This window comes from Paenibacillus sp. J22P277, from assembly GCF_059383675.1.
In genome coordinates, this window is sequence record NZ_JBXENS010000012.1 from 1 (window position 1) to 21,695 (window position 21,695).

At 52.0% G+C, this 21,695-nt stretch carries 16 protein-coding genes, 19 tRNA genes, 1 rRNA gene and 1 pseudogene; 35 read left to right on the plus strand and 2 right to left on the minus strand.

What is annotated here, in order from left to right:
* The 20 genes from AC50YL_RS32985 to AC50YL_RS33080 form a co-directional block, all read left to right on the plus strand.
* Positions 1–113: ribosomal RNA gene (locus AC50YL_RS32985) — 23S ribosomal RNA — on the plus strand; the annotation flags it as partial.
* A 114-nt stretch (positions 114–227) separates the two neighbouring features.
* A tRNA-Ile gene (locus tag AC50YL_RS32990) sits at positions 228–304 on the plus strand.
* Between the two features lie 5 nt (positions 305–309).
* Positions 310–385: transfer RNA gene (locus AC50YL_RS32995), tRNA-Ala, on the plus strand.
* A gap of 14 nt (positions 386–399) precedes the next feature.
* Positions 400–475 (plus strand) — tRNA-Asn (locus AC50YL_RS33000).
* Positions 476–480: 5 nt separating this feature from the next.
* Positions 481–571: transfer RNA gene (locus AC50YL_RS33005), tRNA-Ser, on the plus strand.
* 5 nt (positions 572–576) lie between these two features.
* Positions 577–651: transfer RNA gene (locus AC50YL_RS33010), tRNA-Glu, on the plus strand.
* 13 nt (positions 652–664) lie between these two features.
* Positions 665–740 (plus strand) — tRNA-Val (locus AC50YL_RS33015).
* A gap of 26 nt (positions 741–766) precedes the next feature.
* Positions 767–843, plus strand: a tRNA-Met gene (locus AC50YL_RS33020).
* A 27-nt stretch (positions 844–870) separates the two neighbouring features.
* A tRNA-Asp gene (locus tag AC50YL_RS33025) sits at positions 871–947 on the plus strand.
* Positions 948–961: 14 nt separating this feature from the next.
* Positions 962–1,037: transfer RNA gene (locus AC50YL_RS33030), tRNA-Phe, on the plus strand.
* Positions 1,038–1,067: 30 nt separating this feature from the next.
* Positions 1,068–1,143 (plus strand) — tRNA-Thr (locus AC50YL_RS33035).
* Positions 1,144–1,147: 4 nt separating this feature from the next.
* Positions 1,148–1,232: transfer RNA gene (locus AC50YL_RS33040), tRNA-Tyr, on the plus strand.
* 7 nt (positions 1,233–1,239) lie between these two features.
* Positions 1,240–1,314 (plus strand) — tRNA-Gln (locus tag AC50YL_RS33045).
* An 8-nt stretch (positions 1,315–1,322) separates the two neighbouring features.
* Positions 1,323–1,395 (plus strand) — tRNA-Lys (locus AC50YL_RS33050).
* A 13-nt stretch (positions 1,396–1,408) separates the two neighbouring features.
* Positions 1,409–1,494: transfer RNA gene (locus tag AC50YL_RS33055), tRNA-Leu, on the plus strand.
* Between the two features lie 8 nt (positions 1,495–1,502).
* Positions 1,503–1,589, plus strand: a tRNA-Leu gene (locus tag AC50YL_RS33060).
* Between the two features lie 3 nt (positions 1,590–1,592).
* Positions 1,593–1,667, plus strand: a tRNA-Gly gene (locus AC50YL_RS33065).
* Between the two features lie 4 nt (positions 1,668–1,671).
* Positions 1,672–1,742 (plus strand) — tRNA-Cys (locus AC50YL_RS33070).
* Positions 1,743–1,763: 21 nt separating this feature from the next.
* Positions 1,764–1,840 (plus strand) — tRNA-Pro (locus AC50YL_RS33075).
* An 11-nt stretch (positions 1,841–1,851) separates the two neighbouring features.
* Positions 1,852–1,922, plus strand: a tRNA-Gly gene (locus tag AC50YL_RS33080).
* Between the two features lie 169 nt (positions 1,923–2,091).
* Here AC50YL_RS33080 and AC50YL_RS33085 read toward each other — a convergent pair.
* Positions 2,092–2,352 (minus strand): hypothetical protein, encoded by a 261-nt coding sequence (locus AC50YL_RS33085; protein WP_494837637.1) that lies wholly within the window; start codon positions 2,350–2,352, stop codon positions 2,092–2,094.
* 266 nt (positions 2,353–2,618) lie between these two features.
* On the opposite strand from AC50YL_RS33085, the gene AC50YL_RS33090 reads away from it, so the two are divergent.
* Positions 2,619–2,963, plus strand: a complete 345-nt coding sequence (locus tag AC50YL_RS33090) for a hypothetical protein (protein ID WP_494837638.1) — start codon at positions 2,619–2,621, stop codon at positions 2,961–2,963.
* 138 nt (positions 2,964–3,101) lie between these two features.
* A pseudogene (locus AC50YL_RS33095) lies at positions 3,102–3,691 on the plus strand (recombinase family protein).
* 86 nt (positions 3,692–3,777) lie between these two features.
* On the opposite strand, the gene AC50YL_RS33100 reads toward AC50YL_RS33095, so the two are convergent.
* Complete coding sequence (locus AC50YL_RS33100; protein ID WP_494837639.1) at positions 3,778–4,083, minus strand: helix-turn-helix domain-containing protein; 306 nt, start codon at positions 4,081–4,083, stop codon at positions 3,778–3,780.
* Positions 4,084–4,178: 95 nt separating this feature from the next.
* Between AC50YL_RS33100 and AC50YL_RS33105 the strand changes: the two genes are divergently transcribed.
* From AC50YL_RS33105 to AC50YL_RS33165, 13 genes are all read left to right on the plus strand, one after another.
* Positions 4,179–5,039, plus strand: a complete 861-nt coding sequence (locus tag AC50YL_RS33105) for a ParM/StbA family protein (RefSeq protein WP_494837640.1) — start codon at positions 4,179–4,181, stop codon at positions 5,037–5,039.
* Positions 5,029–5,286, plus strand: a complete 258-nt coding sequence (locus AC50YL_RS33110; protein ID WP_494837641.1) for a hypothetical protein — start codon at positions 5,029–5,031, stop codon at positions 5,284–5,286. The genes AC50YL_RS33105 and AC50YL_RS33110 overlap by 11 nt, the downstream gene beginning before the upstream one ends.
* A gap of 101 nt (positions 5,287–5,387) precedes the next feature.
* On the plus strand, positions 5,388–5,645 hold the full coding sequence (locus AC50YL_RS33115; protein ID WP_494837642.1) for a hypothetical protein: 258 nt from the start codon (positions 5,388–5,390) through the stop codon (positions 5,643–5,645).
* Positions 5,646–5,921, plus strand: coding sequence for a hypothetical protein (locus AC50YL_RS33120; RefSeq protein ID WP_494837643.1), 276 nt, complete (start codon positions 5,646–5,648; stop codon positions 5,919–5,921).
* 454 nt (positions 5,922–6,375) lie between these two features.
* Positions 6,376–7,374, plus strand: a complete 999-nt coding sequence (locus tag AC50YL_RS33125) for a copper amine oxidase N-terminal domain-containing protein (RefSeq protein ID WP_494837644.1) — start codon at positions 6,376–6,378, stop codon at positions 7,372–7,374.
* 622 nt (positions 7,375–7,996) lie between these two features.
* Positions 7,997–10,492: a DUF4132 domain-containing protein gene (locus AC50YL_RS33130; RefSeq protein WP_494837645.1), complete on the plus strand. Its 2,496-nt coding sequence runs from the start codon at positions 7,997–7,999 to the stop codon at positions 10,490–10,492.
* Positions 10,493–10,909: 417 nt separating this feature from the next.
* Positions 10,910–11,317, plus strand: coding sequence for a hypothetical protein (locus tag AC50YL_RS33135; RefSeq protein WP_494837646.1), 408 nt, complete (start codon positions 10,910–10,912; stop codon positions 11,315–11,317).
* A 361-nt stretch (positions 11,318–11,678) separates the two neighbouring features.
* Positions 11,679–12,749, plus strand: coding sequence for an ATP-binding protein (locus tag AC50YL_RS33140; RefSeq protein ID WP_494837749.1), 1,071 nt, complete (start codon positions 11,679–11,681; stop codon positions 12,747–12,749).
* Positions 12,710–15,100 carry a DUF5682 family protein gene (locus AC50YL_RS33145; protein WP_494837647.1) on the plus strand — a complete coding sequence of 797 codons (2,391 nt, stop codon included), beginning with the start codon at positions 12,710–12,712 and terminating at the stop codon, positions 15,098–15,100. The genes AC50YL_RS33140 and AC50YL_RS33145 overlap by 40 nt, the downstream gene beginning before the upstream one ends.
* Positions 15,097–16,218 (plus strand): VWA domain-containing protein, encoded by a 1,122-nt coding sequence (locus AC50YL_RS33150; RefSeq protein WP_494837648.1) that lies wholly within the window; start codon positions 15,097–15,099, stop codon positions 16,216–16,218. The genes AC50YL_RS33145 and AC50YL_RS33150 overlap by 4 nt, the downstream gene beginning before the upstream one ends.
* Entirely contained in the window at positions 16,182–17,864 is a 1,683-nt protein-coding gene (locus AC50YL_RS33155) for a YehQ family protein (protein ID WP_494837649.1), read from the plus strand. Before AC50YL_RS33150 ends, AC50YL_RS33155 begins: the two co-directional genes overlap by 37 nt.
* An 8-nt stretch (positions 17,865–17,872) precedes the next feature.
* Complete coding sequence (locus AC50YL_RS33160) at positions 17,873–18,184, plus strand: hypothetical protein (protein ID WP_494837650.1); 312 nt, start codon at positions 17,873–17,875, stop codon at positions 18,182–18,184.
* 7 nt (positions 18,185–18,191) lie between these two features.
* The gene (locus tag AC50YL_RS33165; protein ID WP_494837651.1) at positions 18,192–21,653 is read left to right on the plus strand and encodes a DUF4132 domain-containing protein; all 3,462 of its coding nucleotides are present in this window, start codon (positions 18,192–18,194) and stop codon (positions 21,651–21,653) included.
* Positions 21,654–21,695 lie beyond the last annotated feature (42 nt).

Here is a 21,695-nt window from a genome sequence, read left to right on the forward strand (position 1 = left end):
TGAGATTTCCCAGTATGTAAGACCCCTTGAAGACGACGAGGTTGATAGGTTCGAGGTGGAAGCGCGGCAACGTGTGGAGCTGACGAATACTAATCGGTCGAGGGCTTATCCTAACGTCTCTTTGCAGAGACAACCAGCTAATTGTTTTGCATGAATCATATTCAGTTTTTTATGGTGTGATCTTTACATAGTTTGAAGACAGACCCACCTTGCAGTGGGTTTTTTATTGGACTTTAGCTCAGCTGGTTAGAGCGCACCCCTGATAAGGGTGAGGTCGGTGGTTCGAGTCCACTAAGGCCAACCATTCTAGGGGCCATAGCTCAGCTGGGAGAGCGCCTGCCTTGCAAGCAGGAGGTCAGCGGTTCGATCCCGCTTGGCTCCACCAATATTTCACACTATTCCCTGATAGCTCAGTTGGTAGAGCACTCGACTGTTAATCGAGTTGTCACAGGTTCGAGTCCTGTTCGGGGAGCCATTTCTGGAGAGCTGTCCGAGTGGTCGAAGGAGCACGATTGGAAATCGTGTAGGCGCTAACCGCGTCTCGAGGGTTCGAATCCCTCGCTCTCCGCCAGATATGGCCCGTTGGTCAAGTGGTTAAGACACCTCCCTTTCACGGAGGTAACAGGGGTTCGAGTCCCCTACGGGTCACCATTTTTATTCCCAAGGAGGCTTAGCTCAGCTGGGAGAGCATCTGCCTTACAAGCAGAGGGTCGGCGGTTCGATCCCGTCAGCCTCCACCATAACTGCATAGCAGTATTTCTAATGACGCGGGGTGGAGCAGCCCGGTAGCTCGTCGGGCTCATAACCCGAAGGCCGCAGGTTCAAATCCTGCCCCCGCAACCAATTACAAACATTATTGGATAATAATACGGAGCCGTGGTGTAGTGGCCCAACATGCCTGCCTGTCACGCAGGAGACCGCGGGTTCGAATCCCGTCGGCTCCGCCATTATAACCAAGTTTGGCTCGGTAGCTCAGTCGGTAGAGCAGAGGACTGAAAATCCTCGTGTCGGCGGTTCGATTCCGTCCCGAGCCACCATTTTCGTACAAGCAGTAAATTGTATAGCATGCCGGTGTAGCTCAGTTGGTAGAGCAACTGACTTGTAATCAGTAGGTCGTGGGTTCGACTCCTATCGCCGGCACCATCATGGAGGATTAGTGAAGTGGCTAAACACGGCAGACTGTAAATCTGCTCTCTCCGAGTTCGGTGGTTCGAATCCATCATCCTCCACCAGTTTTAATGGGGATTAGCCAAGCGGTAAGGCAACGGACTTTGACTCCGTCATCCCTAGGTTCGAATCCTAGATCCCCAGCCATTGTATTTGAGCCATTAGCTCAGTTGGTAGAGCACCTGACTTTTAATCAGGGTGTCGTAGGTTCGAGTCCTACATGGCTCACTTTTCTTACTTCGCGGTTGTGGTGGAATTGGCAGACACGCTATCTTGAGGGGGTAGTGCCCACCGGGCGTATGGGTTCGAGTCCCATCAACCGCACCATCATTTATGCGGTCATGGCGGAATTGGCAGACGCGCTAGATTCAGGTTCTAGTGTCAGCAATGACGTGGAGGTTCGAGTCCTCTTGACCGCACCATCTGCGGAAGTGGCTCAGCGGTAGAGCATCGCCTTGCCAAGGCGAGGGTCGCGGGTTCGATTCCCGTCTTCCGCTCCAGCATGGCGCCATAGCCAAGTGGTAAGGCAAAGCTCTGCAAAAGCTTCACCCCTAGTTCGAATCTGGGTGGCTCCTTGATTGGTTTGTTTTCAATAGCGGGATGTAGCTCAGCTTGGTAGAGCACCTGGTTTGGGACCAGGGGGTCGCATGTTCAAATCGTGTCATCCCGACCATCCTTTTTAATGCGGGTGTAGTTCAATGGTAGAACTTCAGCTTCCCAAGCTGATGGCGTGGGTTCGATTCCCATCACCCGCTTTACTTTTACAAAAGCCTTTTATCCTAACCGGATAAAAGGCTTCTTCTTATGTTCGTTCTCTGTTAGGTGGCCGGCGGGATTGTTGTCGTAGACCAGTTCTCTTACAAGGCTTGAAGCTGCTGATCGCCTTCGGTTGCGAATCCCCTATTTAACAAATAGAGATCTTTCTCATCGTCGAGGGATCGCATTAATTTTTTGCTCGATCGATCGCAGCACGATGCTTAGGTAAAGAGTAAGATCATTTTCCGATAATTCATATTCATCACTACGACCAAATAACGAATACCGGTAACGGCGTTCGCGAACGGGATTATCATCGACCCACATTTTGTTGGTTCGCATCCACTGTCGAGACTTTTCAAGATCAGCCACGACAACTTTACCTACTAATTTTCCGATTGCTAAATTAAGCCCCTTTGAATCCTGCAAAATCCTTTGCTTCTTCCAGCAGTTGTAAAAGCGCGACATGTGATTTCAGCGCGATCATTGGATCAAATCCGCTTATTAAATAACAACACCCTTACTTGATTGTTGTCTTATTATATGCGAACATGCGTTTGTGTATCAACGGATGCCAGCTCCATTTTCTTATAACGGAATTCCAATATTGTGTTTCTAGAGAAATCCATGTAATAATAACGATGAAATTTAAGAAATAACAATAACAATTAGGATAGTCAGAAGGAGTGCATTAAATGAAACATGTGATTACGAACATTCAGGCAGATGTCATTGGAGATCCGCGGCAGAATCCTGATGTGCAGTATATTCTAGGACTACTACTTCGGAATAAAAATATTATTATCCCCCTGGAGATGAATATCCTCGTTTTTGACTTAAAGGCGATATTAGAGTCAGGAGCTGAAAGAGATGATTCCTATTTGGTTCAGATGCACATTAAATTAATCCAAGCTGAGGCAAATCGAGAATTTATAATTATCACAGTTCCGGATTTCAGTTTGTTAGAGCAGATACCAATAAAACAAATTCGGCAAGACATTGAAGCTCGATGTATCATGGTGGAACATGTACAGTTCTAATTTGGAGCCAGCACAAAGGTGCTGGCTTATTATTTTGCAATTTTTTTCAAGACTTACTGGAAGAGGTGGCTTGTTGGCCAATTCAAAGGCGTATCAGAAAGCAAACTTTTTGATACGGTTTTGGGGAGAGTGAAGTATTTGAAGCTAGCTTATGGCTGTGTATCGGCGAAAGATCAGAATCCTGAACGGCAGCTTGTTAATTTTCGAGAGCTTGGCATTGATGATCGATATATTCTCGTTGAAAAACAAAGCGGTAAGGATTTAGATCGTCCGCGTTATCAAGCTATGCGCCTAATGCTTAGTGAGGGGGACCTGGTATATATCGATGCCCTGGATCGACTTGGTCGCGATTATGACGGCATCATTATGGAGTGGAAGACCAACACGCGAGAAATTGGCGCTGACATTGTTTGTCTGGATAATGAAACGTTGTTTGATTCCAGAAAGTTTGATACGATGGGCGATTTCGGAAAAGTTATGGAGGATCAATTTTTAAGTTTACTTGCTTATGTGGCTGAGCAGGAACGAAAAAAGAACCGGCAGCGCCAGGCTGAGGGTATAGAGGTAGCTCGAGCGGGTGGTGTGACCTTCGGGAGACCGCGACAAGAGATTGATGGTTCATTTATTGAAGCTTATCATAACTGGAAGTCTGGGCAGATTATCGCGACTGAAGGATGAAAAAGCCTACCTTCTATAGAAGGGTCAAGGAGTACGAGGCAGCCGATTAATAGTGTCAGAATTTAAGTTTCCTGTATACCTGTATACCTGTACACCTGTACAGCAAAACGGGGGGATTATTTGTTGCCTTAGGTTTTTAAATATCCCAAAATTGATCGGAGCGAACAGACGGATCGATTTCCCGAAGGGCTCTCATTATTTTTTTAATCGTTTTTCCGCTCGGCGTGTATTCATCGTTGCTGCATGCATTAGAAATAGTCGTCCTACCGATCTTACCTTTCACAGCGACCCATTCTTGTTTTATTCCCCTATGATCTAACCACCTTCCCAAAGTGCTTCTTTTCTTTCCAAGTCCAAACATTAAATAACCCCCTTTTCTATAAGCCTGACCAAACTTTCCGATTTCTAAACAACCTTTTCCGATTTCGGGAATAGTGGACAAGCAGTGCTCCATAGGTTCTATTACAAGCGTAATAACGTGTCCGGAAAAAAGGATGCCATTATTACCGACGTAATAAGTTTAGGAGGAGTGTTCACATGATAATTGGAATCGACGCAGGAAACCATGAGGTAAAGGTCATTGGACCAAAAGGGAAGGATCGGTTTTGCAGCTGCTTAGGTGAAGTAAGGGATCGGAAGCTTGTCGCTGTCTATGGTGATGACGACATGGTCTACGAATGGAAGGGAAGGAAAGGGTTTGCTGGATCCCTTGCAAAGTTTGAAAGTGAATTTGCCAGATCGATAAAAGGAGACACGAAGGCACATGAGGATGCAGCGTTGCGCGTTCTTCTGGCACTACACCGTTATTGTAAGAACGGGGAGCATGTGCAGCTCGTGGTTGGCCAGCCAATTAAACGGCATGAACCTGGAGAGAAAGAGAAGATTAAACTGATGTTGCGGGGGCCACATACTCTCAACGTTAATGGAGAGACAAAGAGTTTTAGCGTTGAACGAATTGAAGTTGCTGCAGAAGGGGCCGGTGCTTACTGGTGCAGTCCCCAGCCCGATGTAACGCGTATCATAGATTTTGGCAGTGGGACTGTGAATCTCGGAAGTATATGGAGTGTCGATCATGGGAGCCCCGAGTGTTCCGTGCGATTCATCGATAAGGATAGCGATACACTCGATTTTGGGATGGAAACGAATAAGAGTCAGGATGTCGCTGCTTTGGTCAGCGCAGTGGTTTCCAGAGCAAGAGATAAATGGAAACCAGAAGATAGAGTCTTTGTAGCCGGCGGTGCTGCAGAAACAGTCTTACCCTATGTAAAGGAGCACTTTGTTAACGCCGTTCTGATTACGCCGGTGTTCCGAAATGGATTAACGATCGAGGTGTTGCATCCTGTTTTCGCGAATGCGTCAGGCTTTTATGAACTGGGGCGTGTTATTTATGGCGGGTGACCGAACTGTAAAGAGTATCAGCTTTAATGAATTGGATCCATTTGAGGCGAAGCTGCTTGCACATGCCGGTCAGTTTCGGGTGTTCAGCACCTATATCAAACGACTCATACAACGGGATCTGGAGGAAAAAGGAGTGACTGCTATCCCCATATTGCATAAGGAAGAAACAAAACTCAATCCAACAGTCCTTACTGTACCGAAGGCAAATGTAACGGTATCTCAACTGCAGGTAGTAGGCTTTTATTGATCGCTCCTCCTCCCTGCTAAGAAGACGTTTAATAATGTACGGGAATGACACTTTGATGTCATGACATTGAGAATAATCGATTTGAGGGAGGCGGTAAAGCGATGAAAAGGGGAGAGCGAATCGATAAGAAGCACCGAATAACGCTGAGAATCGATGAGGTAACTCATAGTGAGATCGACGCGCTGAGCTTTCGGCATAATCTATCGCTGAATTTGTTTTACACCGAAGCGGTCGAGTTTGCTTTAAGTAGTGAAATTTTTATGAGGTTAATCAATGAAAAATACAAGCGTGACTTGCGCCGCGGGCATTTTACGTATCATCAGGATATGCAAACGATGAGACGGGGGAGGATGGTTTAAATGTCGTGGCTGGGAGAGGTTTTATTTGGACGCCGGGAACGGCAACCGGTACTCGTCTATCTTTCGAGTCGAGTGGTAAGCGGTATGGAGACGCTGGTGTATCTGCATAATTCAAATACGAACGAACTCGATCACATTTCTATAGATGATATCGTTGAACAATCATTGGAAATGACAATCCGTAAGGCATTGAAATTGTCCGAGGAAAAGAAGCCTATTGAGGAAAAGGACGAATATCATTATGCATGGACTAGGGGGAGACGTCAGGCTAAATAAAAGCAGGAGCACTTCCAGCAATAGGGAGTGTTCCTTGGGCTTCAAGTATGATATACAAGCTAAGCCTAATTAAGCTAATAATTTTTGAGATTGCTTAAGTGGTCTTCAATTCCATTTTACTGAAACGGCTGACGCCCGTCGCACCAAGACACTCGTTTTTTGTCAATCGTATTCAGGGAACTTTAACTAGAGGCTGGATGCTGGTTATGGCGTTCTGCGGAGTTTGGAAACGAACGGAACAACGAAGTGGATCATCGAACAGTTTTGCGAAGTAATTCTGGATCTGGAGCACTCGTTCGCGACATAGGAGGTCGGCGGGAACTCAGCGGCGGTATTAAAAAGCAGGCTTACATTACTGGGATATGCAACCAATTCCGCACTGACGTCGTCTTAAAGGTAATCTAGGACTGGATTACTGACCGATCAACTACAACGAATAGGAGTGGGAGATATTATGAAAAAAAAATTTGCAGCCATGATTCTCGCGACATCGATTATAACCGGTGCTTTCTACACCTTGCCAGAAAAGGACCGGGTAGAGGCGAAAGCAGTCTCATCAGTGATTCAAATTAAAGTGATGGGGAAGGTAACTACAGTGGACACTGCACCAATTACCGATCACGGGCGGGTGCTTGTACCGCTGCGCGCAGTCGGTGAAGCCTTTGGTGCAAACGTAGAGTGGAATGCCAAGACAAACACAGCCGTCGTTCGCAAGTGGGGGGTAACAGTCCGCTTCACTGCGTTTAACAGTAATGCGGTAGTCGAGCGCGATCTGCCTGGTGGTATAAGCAAAGAGACAGGGCGGCTTGATGCAGCGATGAAGCTGCACGGAAATCGTGCCTATGTACCTTTGCGCTACTTGGCAGCTCAATTTGGCTACACTGCCGATTGGCATGACCGGACAGTGTTTATCTCTTCGCACCTCGACAACAAGAAGCGCGATGCGCTGTATAATGGCAGCCTCGCTGAAGCTCGCCTAGTTGCAGTTGGCCTCATCTACGAACAGCAATATGCAATCAAGCCAATGGTGGCAGGGGATGTCGGCGAGGCTGATGGCACGACACTGCTGTTCCCCGAAGGAGAGGCGCTTCGCTTCATCCGCATCGATGGCGATCTTGCACAGCAGATCAGAATTATTGACGACCAGGCCGTTGTGACATGGGCTGGCAGAATTTCCGGGACAATCGAGGATCAGCTCCGTATCTTCATGAAACGAAACTGGACGGACAGCATTGGTGATACACCGAAACCAAGCGGCGATTTCATTTACTATAACAGCGGTATTTTCGGTGAAACAGGATGGAGCGAATACGGTGTGGTTAACTCCGAAGGAGCGTTCACGCAGACGGGCTACAGGCACTACGGTTTCGGTGAGGTGGACGAAACTGGCACACTTGAAATTGCCAAGAAAGACGAGAAGCGTACCGATGCCGTTGGAACCTCATCTGCCTAACGTCTAAAGGCAGCAGATTATTTCGATCTGCTGCCTTTATTATTCAAATAACATCATTCAGCGGGATTCGACAAATTGACATATTCCCGGACTGCATCGTCATGCGCATTGTAGATTTGCAATTACCAGGACAGCCTTTGCACCTTTCGCGAAAATTGCTGCACTACCGTCACACCGCCTCAAGTGTTCGTTCTTTCTTTGCCGTCGTAATAATCAATGGCGTTTATTTAATACACATTGAGAGCGTAACCATCGTTTTTCCGATCATGCCAACCGATGAGGCCGCCGCCCCCGTCGCTGCCTAGTAACGGACAAACATACGCGGATAGTAAGCCTTGAATTTCATAGACATAACTGCCGATTCCTTTACCGCTGGATGCATCACTACGCTGCTAGTTTTGTTCTGCATAGATTCCATTGAAGAAACTCTATTTCAATTGGGCTTTCCCTTAACAGGGAGCCCGCTTTGTGCATTGCTGATACGTTATGAATAATTGGCGCTGGCCAGCAACATGCTTGTTCCACTAGTCACAGACATGGCTGTCCTGCCTTTCACCTAGATTTCAGTAGAGCTGGAATTGGAAGTATAGTAAACTCATGGAAAGACTATTACTTTTAACCTATGCGACAGAGGATGGGATGTATGGCTAGACTTCTTACTGTGGTTTCGCTAGAGGAAATCGTTCGTTATATCAGGGGGAATAAAAATTATTATTACGAGGATAAGAATAAGCCAGCTCAAGCGCCTTCACATAAATCGGAACTGATTGACTATTTCGAAGGACGAATCGCATTCGGGGAATTGTCGAAAGGGCTGCAGTCTCCTCAAAATTTTTCGGAGATGTACCTGCATTACACGATGGAGCACGGTCTCCTTTTTGATCGTATTCTTCCGTTCCCTTCCGAATTGTCGCAGCGGATTTATCGTTTTTACCTATCCACCCAGGATGCCTATCGTCTTATCAAGCAGCAGACAGTGAACCGGAAGATCCCGGTTGCGGCGTTATTGGGGGAACTGGAGACCTATGCCTTCCCAGCAGCGGATATGATCTCAGCCTGGTATCCGAGAACAAGCTACTATTCGGATGCACGGGAATTAATAGAAGCTGAACCCGAGAGGTTTGACTGGCTTATTCGTCATGTTGACGAGTTAACCGCAGCGGCAGCCGAAATTCCCGCCGAAGTGAAAACGCTGCTTGCGGCAGACCTTGGACGCATGGATCAAACCATCTTTGCGCCTGTGCTGTACATGCTCGCGGGCGATAACTCCAAGTCCGTCCGTGAAGCCGTCGCGCAGGTGATGTCTGCAAACCGCAGCAAGTATGAGTCCTTCATACGGGAGTCGTTGTTTTCCAAGAAACAAACGTTCCGCGAGAGCGCAGTCGGCGTACTGTCCACCTGGAAAGATGAGCGATCTATCGCGGCACTAATGGACGCGTACTCGAAGGAAGGGAACGAGAAGCTTCGCTCGCTTATCGAATCTTCTATTAAACGGCGGCTGGCGGCTGAGCCGCTACAAGTTGACGACCTCGTGCGATACTGCAGGGAGAACATCAAACGCGGTAAAAGCAAAGTCGACTGGCTGCCATGGCATGAGCTGCCCAAGGTTAATCTTGTGGGAACTTCCGGCGATCCCCGCGTCTGCTTGGAATACGTGGCATCGTGCTATGCAGGAACCGGCAGGATCAGCGTACCGCTGGAAGCGATCCGGCTGGCCGGCTTTTTTGACGCGTCCTCCATGGGCGAGTGGTGCTTGGCGCTTCTGACGTACTGGCACGAGAACGAGTCGGACTCGAAGCGGAAGTGGGTACTGACGCTGTGCGCTTATCATGGCGACGAGCGCATCATCGCGAAGATGAAGGAAATGATCGCGGACTGGCCAATTATGGGCCGGACCTCCATCGCCTGTGATGCGGTACGCGCGCTTGCGGTATCCGACAAAGACGAGGCACTTCGCCTCGTCGATGCGATGTCCCGAAAGTACAAATCACGGCCGGTAAAGCTGGCCGCGGAGCAGGCTTTCGCATACGCGGCGGCGGAGCAGGACATCGATCCGGAGGAATTGGCCGACCGCATCATACCGGATTTCGGGTTTACGATGCGGGGAGAGCTGACGCTCAGCTATGGCAGCCGCTCGTTTGAGCTTCGGCTGAATGAGAAGCTCGAGCCGGTCTTATTCGACCAGGCTGGCAAGAAGCTAAAGGCGCTGCCGCAGCCGGGAGCGAAGGACGATGAAGAGGCTGCAGCAGCCGCACAGGCGCTATTTAAGGAAGTGAAGAAGCAGCTTAAGGCGACAGCCAAAAGCCAGCTTCTCCGACTGCAATCGGCGATCACTGCCGGCCGGACGTGGCAAGCGGCGCAATGGCGCAAATGCTTCCTTCATAACCCGCTCATGCAAATCTTCGCGACTGGGCTGATCTGGTCGGCCGATGCGGAAGGCGAAGCGGCTGTCGCGTTCCGCAGCATGGGAGACGGAACGCTGACTAATGTCCAGGATGAACAATTTGATCTTCCGAATTACGCCTCAGTCAAGCTGGTCCATCCGGTCGAGATGACGGATGACGACGTGCAGGCATGGCTTGCGCAGTTATCCGACTACGAGGTGAAGCAGCCGCTCCCGCAATTGAGCCGGACAACATACCGGCCGGACGCTGCTCAAGCAGGCGGCATCTATCTTCTGACGTACGCAGGCAGACAGCAAAGCGGACTTACCCTGACAGGCCGCATGCTAAAACTGGGCTGGGTACGCGGACCGGCGGGTGACGGCGGCAACTTCGACTATTACTTGCGTGAGGAGCCGATGTGCGGCTGCGCTGCGGCTTTGACCTTCAGCGGCATGTACAGCGCCATGGACGCCGCGATGGACCAGACGGTTACCGTGTATGAGCTTGAATTTTTCCATCGGCCTCCCGGCGCTGCTTCGGGTTGGATCTATGAGGCGAGAGCTTCGGAGAGTCTGTGCATGCGTGCAGGTGAAACGCCTCTGCGTTTCTACAGCGATGTGATTCACGAAGTAGAGCAGGCAACCGACAATCATCTCGGGTTCAATGAAAACTGGCGGAAAGAGCATTGGCGCAAGTTCGAAGATACGCAGCCGAAGGAGTTGTCGACCCCTTGACAGACCTATTGAGCGTCACCGAAATGGGGCTGCTTGAGCATATCGAGCGGTAGCTGGATAATCTGACATTCGACGGAACGCGTCTAAAGGAACTGAAGGCGTTTTTCCGAGGAGAATTGCCATATGGGCGGCTGAGCTTCAGCGTGAAGGAGCAGTTCGCGGACTATCCGCACTCGCAGTTTGCTTATGCTTTCATACCTCAGGATAGATACGGCAGCAAAATCATTTTTCCATACGACTGGCCGCTTGTTCATCGCGTCTGTCAATTTCTGATTAAAGGTGACATCAGATCCAACAACTCGCTCTATTTCCGGCGTTTATTGGAGCATCTCCTGCCTGCAGAACATGCGAAGTTCTATGACTTGCTTTGCGGGCAAATGGGCCCGTCCCGTTGTCCTTTCGTTCATCGTGGAGGAAATGCTCTATCTGCTTACGTTTGGCACGGAATATCGGGGCAGCACTTTCTATACGGCGTCAGATGAGTGGCTCACGTATCAGGTAATGACAGGGAGTGCCGGCCTGGCCGCAGAGCTGAAGGAAATGTCGCCTAAAGGAAGGGGATTTATGCTGGAAAAACTGGCCGCGCACGATTTTGACCGGCATCTCCCGTTTCTGTTGGAACACATGGGGGATGCGAGCAAAACAGTCCGGGACAGCGTTATCGGGCTGCTGTCTGCAGAACCTGCACTTCTCCCGTATATGGATGAATGCTTGCGCGCCAAGAAGAAGGCCGTACGCGAGACCGCGATTCGCATTATTGGCAGCTGGAGGAGCGAGGATCTACCGAGACGGCAAGCTAGAGACGACTTTCCGCTATATGGGTGACGGTACGATGACGTCGATCGACGATCAAAACTTCGCGGCCGGCAGAAGGCCACTCGGTAACCTGTTTCTTCAATAGATGCACGACCTCCTCTCCGCCATGCGCGGCAGTGAGCGCGAGCACCCACTTTTGTTTTAGCATCCGCTCCTTGATCCAGCGCGTGATGAGCGGCTTTTGACGTTCAGCATCCGTTATCGTGTAAACGATTCGCGAAACGAGTTCGAACTAGAATAGGAGACGCGGTACCATGATCGAAACGATGATTAAACCGGCTCTTGAGCCCAGCCGCCATACGGATAAAGAAAATGACAAAAGGGAGAGAACTCCGTGACGGTACATCGAATCAAAGCACCGCCCGAAGCGATGTTCGAGCGGGAACTTGCGGCGCTGCGCGCTGCGGATCACGGGCGAAAGCCCGATAATTGGCTGCTTAGTCCGGAGGCGGTGCGCACGTTTATTCTTGGGAGCCGCACGCCGCTGACTCACGATGGCGAGGAGATCGTCATATCGCAGAAGTTTTACGGCGATGAAGCGCTTGTGGAACGTTGCATCATCACGCTTGCGGGAAGCCGGGGACTTATGCTCGTTGGCGAACCGGGTACGGCCAAGACGATGCTGAGCGAGCTCTTGTCGGCCGCGATCTCGGGATCGAGCTTGAATACGGTCCAAGGAACGGCAGGCACGACGGAGGAAAGCATTAAATATACGTGGCACTATCCGCTGCTGCTGTCGAATGGACCGACGGAGGAAGCGCTCGTCCCCGCACCCGTGTATACGGGGATGTCGCGTGGAATCATGACCCGTTTTGAAGAAATCACCCGCTGCTCGTCGGAAGTGCAAGACACGCTGATCAGCATCATGAGCGACAAGCTCATGCTGATTCCCGAACTTGGGCAGCAAGGCGTCCTCTATGCCGCACCGGGATTCAATCTCATTGCGACGGCCAATACACGCGACCGAGGCGTCCATGAGATGAGCAGCGCGTTAAAACGACGCTTTAATTTCGAGACGGTTCATCCGATCCGCGACGTCAGGCTGGAAGCGGAAATCATTAAGCGCGGTGCACAGCAGCAGCTTGCGCATCTCGAGACGCAGCCGTCCGAAGATGTCATCCAGCTGCTGGCGGCTATCTTCCTGGAGCTTCGGGAAGGCCTGACGAAGGAAGGTCACCGCATTGACAAGCCAGGCGCCGTCATGAGCACGGCCGAAGCAACGGCGGTCTACGTGCAATCGGTCATGAGCGCGTATTATTACGGCAAGAATCAAATCGAAATGAGCGATGTCGTCTCCCATCTGGCAGGCACAATCGTCAAAGACAGCAGCGAAAGCTTAACGAAACTGGAGCAGTATTTTCAAACGGTCATTAAATCGCGCAGCTTGGAGGAAGGCGGCCGATGGACGGAATTGTACGAAGCACGTTCCAGGTTGGGCTAGAGACGCTGTCGGCGGTTGAAGCGCAGTTCGGGATTCGGTTTCTGCCCATTCGCCATCACAGCTTGGCGTGTTCCCATCATCTGCGGCTGCTGCTCGACGAATACCGGCCGGAGCGCATCCTGATGGAGGCGCCTTGGGATCTCCAGCATTTGCAGGAGATCCTGAGCTCCGACAAAACGCAGGCGCCGGTCAGTCTATACTCCTATTTCACGGACCATAACGGGAAGCTCGGCCCAAAAGACGGTACATATGCAAGCTATTATCCGCTGCTAGATTACTCGCCGGAACTGGTCGCCATGCGCGAAGGCAGACAACGCGGCATTCCCGTGTACTGGATCGATCTGTCCCATCCGGAGCAAGTGATGCTTTGCTCGCCTGCGGCCGGGAAGCCCGCGAACGGACAGCATACCTCGGTATACGACCGCGATCGCGTCAAAGACGAGGAGCGTTTCTTCGAACGGGTCATCGAAAGAGCGGGACACGCATCGTTCCATGATTGGTGGGAACAAGCCTTCGAGATGGAAGGGCTGCAGCTGTCGACGGCGCAATTCAGGGACCGCATGCTTTCGTTCTGTTACCATGTCCGCGAGGTGTCCGGCGAGACAGAGAAGATCGATGAGGCGCGCGAAGCGTTTATGATATCGGAGATCCGCCGGCTCGGATCAAATACATCCCGGGTGCTGGTTCTCACTGGCGGCTACCATACTTGGGGCATCGTGGATGGCCTGCTTCGTCAAGAAGATAAGAATCTGCACCCGCCAGCAGACGGAATTGCCGCCGAAAGCTACGCGATGCCGTTCGGCCTGGAAGATGCCGATCCCAAGAAAGGCTATGCGAGCGGCATGCCGTTTCCGGCGTATTATCAGCTTGTATGGGACAAACTTGCAAGCACCGTTCAGCAGCCGTTCGAAGAGGCTGGCATCGAACTTCTCCTGCAGCTGGCAAGACAACTGCGAAGACACGACGAAGCGGCAGCGACGCCGGACGTGATCGCTGCTCTCGAGCTATGCCATGGCTTGAAGGCACTGCGGGGAAAGCCGCAATTCGGCGTGAAAGAGCTGCAGGATGGCGTACTTGCGGCATTCGTAAAGGGAGAACGGACGCTCTCCAACGATATGCCCGTGCGACTCCTTGATCGCATGCTTCAGGGAAGTTTGCGCGGGCAATTGGATCCCGCTTCCGGCGTACCGCCGCTCGTTCACGATTTTTTCGAGCAATGCAGGGAGCTCCGGCTGAAGACGGCTACGACGGCTGAGCAGCAGCTGGCGCTGCAGCTGTATACGAAGCCCCGGGATTTGCGCAAGAGCCGGTTTCTCCACCGGCTGTCTTTCTTGGCGGTTGATTATGCTACCTTCCAACGGGGGTTCGACGCAAGAACCCGGACCGGTCTGAATCTGATGCAAGAGTATTGGCGGACGAAAATGACTTCGTCCGTGGACGCAAAGCTCATTGAACGCGCCTCGTATGGGGCAACCGTACTTGAAGCCGCTGAGGCTTGCTGGACAGTGCGCGTGCGGGAAGCATTGACGCTGGAAGCGATGACGCTGCTTATCGTAGAAGGATGCCGCATGGGATTGGAGCATCCGCTGGAGACGATGCTTCCTCAGCTGGAACCGTTTATCCGAAACGAAAGCTCGTTCTCACACGTTTCCGAGGCGATTCGCCGGATCGGTTTCATGCTGGACATGGCCGATCTATGGCAGCTGGGGCATAAGCAGGACCTGGAAACCCTCTACGAGCAATTGATTGATAAGGGTATCTGGCTGATGGGTTCCGTCAGCACATGCACAGCTGAAGAGGAGAATGGAATAATTAATGGCATGAAAGATCTATCCGCTCGTATTCAGGAGGGCACGCGGCCTCAACAGATGCTGCAAGCGGCCCTGAAATCGCTGATGAGCAATAAACACGCTAACCCAGCTATCGAAGGCGCTGCTGCGGGACTGTACTACGGTGCCAGGTGTCTCGAGGCTGAACAAGTGGCTAGGGCTGCCGAGGGCTTTTTCTATGGATCGCGCGTCCATCAGGCTGCACGGTATTTGAAGGGACTTTTCATGACCGCGCGAGATTTACTGCTGATCGAGCCGAGATTTCTGACTGGCATCGGCAAAGTGCTCGCGAGCATGGGCAACGATCATTTTCATCAGGTCCTGCCGGATTTGAAAATGGCGTTCAGCTTCTTCACGCCGCATGAAATCGATCAGATCGCCAAACAAGTGGCGGATGAAGAGGGAGCGGACTCGGACATGCTGACGATTCCTGTGACTGCGGCAGCCGAGACGATTCTGTCAGGCGGGAAGCTGGACGATGAAATCAAGCGTCAGTTGACAGAATGGGGATTGCTGCCATGAACGAAGAAACGAAGCTGCGCTGGCGGCTCCTGCTGGGAAGACACAGCGAAGATCATCTTCCGCTTGGCGGCGCAGCCGGATGGCAGGAGAAAGATGCCGCGCTGGAGTTTCTATATGGACGGGAATATGGCGAGGAGCGCGGCATGCGCCAAGGAAATCTGGGGCCGACCAATTTGACCGTACCGAATTGGGTCACTCGGATCCGCGAGCTGTTTCCGAAGCAGACGGTCGAGCTTCTCGAGAAACACGCACTGGAGACGTATAAGCTGACAGAGCTGGTGACGGATCCGGACGTGCTTCGCAGGCTGGAGCCAAATATGGCATTGCTCAAGAGTATCCTGCAGTTGAAGCATTTGATGAAAGGTCCTGTACTTGCGCTCGCCAGGGAGCTGGTCGATCGTATCGTAAAGAAGCTTAGCTTGGAGCTCGAAGCGAAGATCGAAGCAGCCTTCATGGGCAGTCAATCGTTGACCGAGCCGGGCTATCGGCCATCGCTGCGCGATTTGGATATCAGGCGGACGATCCGCAGCAATATGAAGCATTACGATCTTCGGCAGCGGAAGCTGTTTATTGAGAAGGTTTATTTTCATCGCAGGACGAAGCCGCGCCAGCCCTGGCACATCATCACGCTGGTCGATCAGAGCGGAAGCATGCTGGATTCCGTCATTCACAGCGCCATCCTATCGTCCATCTTCTATAAACTGCCGATGCTGCGTAATCGACTCGTCCTGTTCGACACGCAGGTCGTTGACGTCACGGATGTCGTGGACGATCCGGTACAAACGCTGCTCAGCGTACAATTAGGCGGCGGAACGAACATATCGGCCGCGCTTGAATATGCGTACGCGCATGTGACCGACCCGTCGCGCACAATCGTTGTCCTCATCTCCGACCTGTACGAAGGCGGCTCCTATGAACGGATGTACAAGTGGGCTGGAGCGATAATGGAAACGAGGACTCGCTTGATCGTCCTGCCTTCCTTGGACCGTGAGGCAGTTCCCGCCTATGACAAGCACGCGGCACAGAAGCTGGCTTCGATGGGAGCAGCAGTCGGCGCAATGACACCGGAGGAATTAACGAAATGGATCAGAACGGTCATTTCCCGCAAGCATGGGTAGATTGGTTGTCCCAGGTCACCGAAGAAGAGCTGATTCGACTGACGAATCGGGGAACGTACCAGCGGGCTAGGAAGGAAAGCGAAGGCATCGCTCTTCTAGAGGTTGTGTTCGATGGCGAACAAGCGCAGGTTCAGCTCCCCGAGGAAATTCGCACGACGCTGCATCCGTGGTTGACCGAGTGGACATGCAGTTGTCCATCCCGCTCCATATGCAAGCATATTATGATCAGCTTGCTCCTCTTGCAGGAACGATTGGTTCATGCTGCAGAAGCACGCGCAGAAGAACCAGTCACTGCCGCGCCAGACAGATTCGCGGAACTGTACGCAGTACCGTGGCAGGAGATCCGGAAGGAGATCGGAGATCGGGCCTTCGACGAGCTGCGGTTTCGACTGGAGCTGCCTGTTCCCATCACGATCCGTGAAGACGCATATCTAACCGTCTTGTTCGAGGAAAGCGGCATCGAAGTACAGCTTCCGCCGAGGGACCCGCTCCTTCATGCGTTCGTGAAGCCGGCGGGTGTGGATCGCCGCCTATATGCCGCGGAAAGCCTGCTTCGCCTTCAAAAGAGCCGCGGACTGCTGCGGCTCGAAGAACTGCGTGCAGGGAGCAACTGGCAGCCGAATGAGGAGCTGTTGTCGTCGCTGAAGAGCTTGCTCGCGGAGCTGACCTCGCTCGGACTTGCGCGCATGCCGGAGAACGTAACCGAGCGGCTGGAGCATTTCGCCGTCAAAGCACACCGCCACGACATGCCGCGAATCGAGAAGAAGCTGCGGAACTTGAAAACGCAGGCGGAGGCGTATGCGCGAAAATCCGCAGCATTCTCGGCTGCAACCTTCAAGCGAAGCATAGTTCGACTTTTTCGACATGTACATCTCATGCAGCGGCAGCAGCCTGTTTCAGATCCGCAGCGGCTGGCTGGGGCATTTAAAACCAGTTATTACGGCATTCCGCCTGTTCGTCTGCATGCCTGCGCCATTCAGCCTTGGGCAGCAGCATCCGGTTACAGCGGGACGACCGTTTACTTCTACAGCGAAAGCATGAAGCGCTGGTTTACATATACGGAAAGCAGACCAACGTACTACGAACAGCCTCATGTTTCAGCACCTGCATCATCTGCGCCATGGGGACTGAATCTGCCCCTTCAACAATTCAGCCGTTTGGTGCTGCTGCTGCGTGAAGGACGCGCCAATCGACTCGGGCGGCTCTCCTCCAGCGAGCAAAGCGCGGCGACGGCAGAAGGGCAGACACAGATGGCTGCATTAAACGTGCCGATCTATGAGCGCTGGCAGACATTGGCCGAAGATTATATCCGGCATCAAGGTGATCAGGATGACGATGATCCATCCGCGCAAGGGCCATTCGTCAGCTGCATCCGGGTATTTAAATGGGAGAAGCCTGTCTTCAACGAGAAAAGCCAGCAGCTGCTGACCGCGCTTTTGGATGCCGACGGCAGGGCGCTGCTGATCCGCATTCCATATCAGCCGGCAACAAAAGTGCAACTACGCAATGTCGAATTCCTCGCTTCTTCGCCGCACGGTTCCGGCGTCATCATAGGCGTCATTCATGCGGTGGATGGAATGCTGCACGTGAACCCGATCACATATTTTGATCAAGCAGGCTCTCGTCTTGATTTATGCATGGAATGAGGTAGAACATGGGTCAGCTCGACGAATGGATCGACAAACTGGAAGATGCGACGGATCGCTTGTTCATCGCCGGCTTAGACAGCGCGACGGCAGGCAGCCTGGAGAAACTGCGAGCATTGCAGCGGCCCTTTCAAGATGCAGGACTTCGGTATGGCTGCGAATTGATTACGGACTTGATTCGACAGCTCGAGCACAGCCGAATGAGCTTTGAAGAACGAAACGGCAGCCATGAAGCGTTTATTCGGCTGCAGTCCTTCATCGACGCAGCAAGACGGATTCGGCAGGACAACAAATTGCGAAACTATTACGGAGTGGAGTGAGTCGTGCGTGGCAAATAGTGTGGCGGCAGCAAGCGGGCTGGATCAACTGCTCATTAACATCGGGCTCGATGGAACAACAGCTGCAGAGAGCGTGCGATATATGGAAGGGACAGGAGACATGCCGGCTGGTTTGCCGATAATCGCATTCCAGCGCAATGATCATAACGGCGTCGGACGCATCTGGTCCCATATTCGAAAGCTTCATTTGAAGGGCCGTGAATCGGAACTGCTGGGCAGACTGCTGACCGTCATGCTCAAAATCGGCAGTAAATCGTTCCTTGAGGCCAGCAGCGGATATGTGGAGGATGCCCTTTGGCGAAGAGGATGTCTGACGTTAATCAGCACCTACTCCATTCCGCTTGAAATCGTTTGGGGATGGTACCTTGAACATAACGAATTATCGGAGCGTCTGGGAGAACACCGAATCGCTTTTCTCGATCTTATGGCTCAGCGCGAGCCGGCGCTGCTGCAGGAGTACGCGGCTTCCCGAAGCGGTTTCGATCAATTAATCATGACCGCCTCCCTGGCGAAGGTGGGCCTGTTAAGCGCCGCCTCTTTTATCCGGTTCGAGGAATCCTTTATTCAATGCATGGAGCGTGCGCTTCAATCCAAGACGGCAGGCAAAGCGGCTGCCATTTTGCATGCAATCCTCAGCGGCGCCGGCGCCGAAGAGATCAAGACGCTCATGCAGCGCGTCAAATGGGACTATAACGATCGCGAAACATGGTTGAATTATGCGGTCTACGTGGCAGAGGTAACGGAAGCCATGTTTCCTTTCTCGGCGTCGTTCATTCGGTTTCTCATCTTGTGGGATTCTTCATTCTTCTTTACTGTTCACTCCTTTGCTGTTTCCGGAAAGTACGATGAACGGCGGCTGCAGATTCCTGATTATTATGAGCGCTACGGTCTTCCACGGGAGATATACATCAAAGAGCTGGCCAATTATCTTTCCGATCATCGCTATGATGATTTATTACCGCTTCGTAATGAGCTGCTCCGGGATCGAGCGTGCTACGAACGAGCGATCATGCGTTCTTCCAAGCTGGAGACGCTGCAATTATGTAAGGTGCTTTGGGAAATCACCGACGGACAGCCCTATCTTGACCGTGTGGAGGAGCAATTCCTGTTTAGGGCAGAGGAGATCTTGAAATCAGAGCAGGTAACACCAGGGGATTTAGCTGCAATTATGGCTTATTTCCGGGGAGCTCCGCTGTCTCATGCGCTGAAGGACACTTGGAGGCGGTATAAAGCGAAGGGCTTGTCATTCGGAGGATTTTCAGCCGCAGAGCATCTTTGGCCGCATTCCTCACTCTTCGGACGCGTGGTCTGTTTTCTTGCGCATACGGATGAAGGCACGTTAACTTATCTTTGCAGCTGGAGCTTGAGGGAGCATGGTTTGCATTACAGCGCGTTTATCGAAGCCTATCGAGAGGCGGGCGGAGAAATAGAGGATTTGATTTCGTATTTTGTCCACACGGCCCAGCCCGAGCGGGCGGTTAGCGATGTGCAGCCTTGGTTTCAAGGAACCTTGGCATACGTTAACGCCAATATGGTGGTGCTCAGCAGCTCTTTCATCGCTTACTTGCATACGCAAGTAGATGCACCTCAGGAAAAATCTCTGATTCTTACGCTTCTCATGACGCATGACGCTGAACGTTACGCGGACATTGCCATTCCTTATTTGGCGGATGACAGCAAACTGGTCAGGGACAAAGCAGTTTTGCTCCTGTCCTCCAGCATGGAGCAGACAGAAGCCATCCTGCCGCTGCTCGTCCACAAGAAGCCGGCCGTTCGCGAGAGCGTCGTACGTCTGCTGAGTCAATGGAACAGCGAAACGGTCGAACAAGCGCTTCAAGCTTTATATAATCGCGAAAAGACCGCCAAAATCAAAGAATTGGTCGCCAATGCACTGCAAGATAAGCTGGCAGCGCCGGATCCAAACGCAGCACCGGTTGCTGTAGTCAACACCGTTCATCTGAACTGGCTGGAGCTTGCAACTCTGCCACGTCTGCGGCTGCAGGCAAGCGATGACCTGGCTGACGAAACAGTGACGCCTGCCATCTTGAATGCCTATGCCGTTCAAGGGGAAATCAAGCGCAACTGGAAGGCGCAGGAGCTGGCCGCGCCGCTCAGCGAGGAGGATTTGGCTGCGCTGGCCGACGAGGTGCTGAAGCGGTGGCTCAAAGAGGGAGCGGAAGCGAAGAAAAAGTGGGTATTGGCCTTCGCGGCCGCATTTGGCGACAGGCGCGTCGTGCTTGCGCTTCAAGCCCGAATCTCGGCATGGCCGCTTGAATCACGGGGTGCAATCGCATGTGAAGCCGTAAAGGCCTTGCTGTTATCTCCGCTGGATTCGGCCTTGCTATTTATTGATCAAATCTCGCGTAAATTCAAATTCAAGCAGGTGAAGCAAGCGGCTGCCGCTGCATTCAGCCAAGCGGCGGAAATAGCGGGCATCTCCGCCGAGGAGCTCGCAGACCGGGTTGTGCCGCATTTAGGCTTCGATGCGAATGGCCGCCGAACAGCGAATTACGGTCCAAGGCAGTTCACGCTGCAACTGATGCTGAATCATGATATTCGCATTTCGGACGAAAGCGGCAAGCACTATAAGACATTGCCTGCTCCCGCTGCGTCCGACGATGCGGAACTGGCTGCGGCATCCATCCTGGAAGCAAAGCAGCTGAAGAAGGAGCTCAAAACCGTCACCGAGTCCGTTCAAATCCGGTTGGAGCAGTCGTTTGCAACGAGAAGACGCTGGACGTACGCCGCATGGCACAAGCTCTTCGTAGGCAATCCGGTACTGCATGCTTTTGCATCGGGGCTTGTATGGGGCGTTTATACGGACGAAGCACTCGTATCCACATTCAGATATATGGAAGACGGCAGCTTTACTTCTGCGGACGAGAACGAGGCCGAGTTTTCCGAAGGCGATGCTGTCGCTCTGGTCCATCCGTTGGAGCTGGAAGAAGGCGAAAGACAACGCTGGATGCAGCAATTCGCGGATTATGAAGTGACGCAGCCGCTGCTTCAGTTGAAGCGGAATACGTTTACGATTACGAACGAAGAACAGAGCGCCTCGAACGTCATGCGCTTTGCAGGAGTCACGATTAATGGCTTGTCGCTTCTCGGCGGGCTCACCAAATTCGGCTGGGCCAAAGGTTCAATCGTAGATGCCGGTGCTTACTTTGATTTCTACAAAGAGCTCGAATCCTTTGGCATTGGTGTTCAGCTGGCCATCAGTGATCTTTCGGTCGGAATGGAAGACGAGAGAGTCACCATTTACGAAATGGATTTTTACCGTGCCGGCAAAGTTGCGCGCGGAAGTTACGTCTATAGCGAGATCAAGGATGAAGATCGCATTCGGCCGATCGAAGTTCCGAAATCGCTGTTCAGCGAGCTGCTATTTGAAGTCGACACCGTTCTGGCCAAGCGGCTGGGCGTCGATGAAGATTGGCGGTTGAATCGTTCATAATTACAAGGTTCTTTGATTCAGTATGGGTCAAGTAATTGTTAA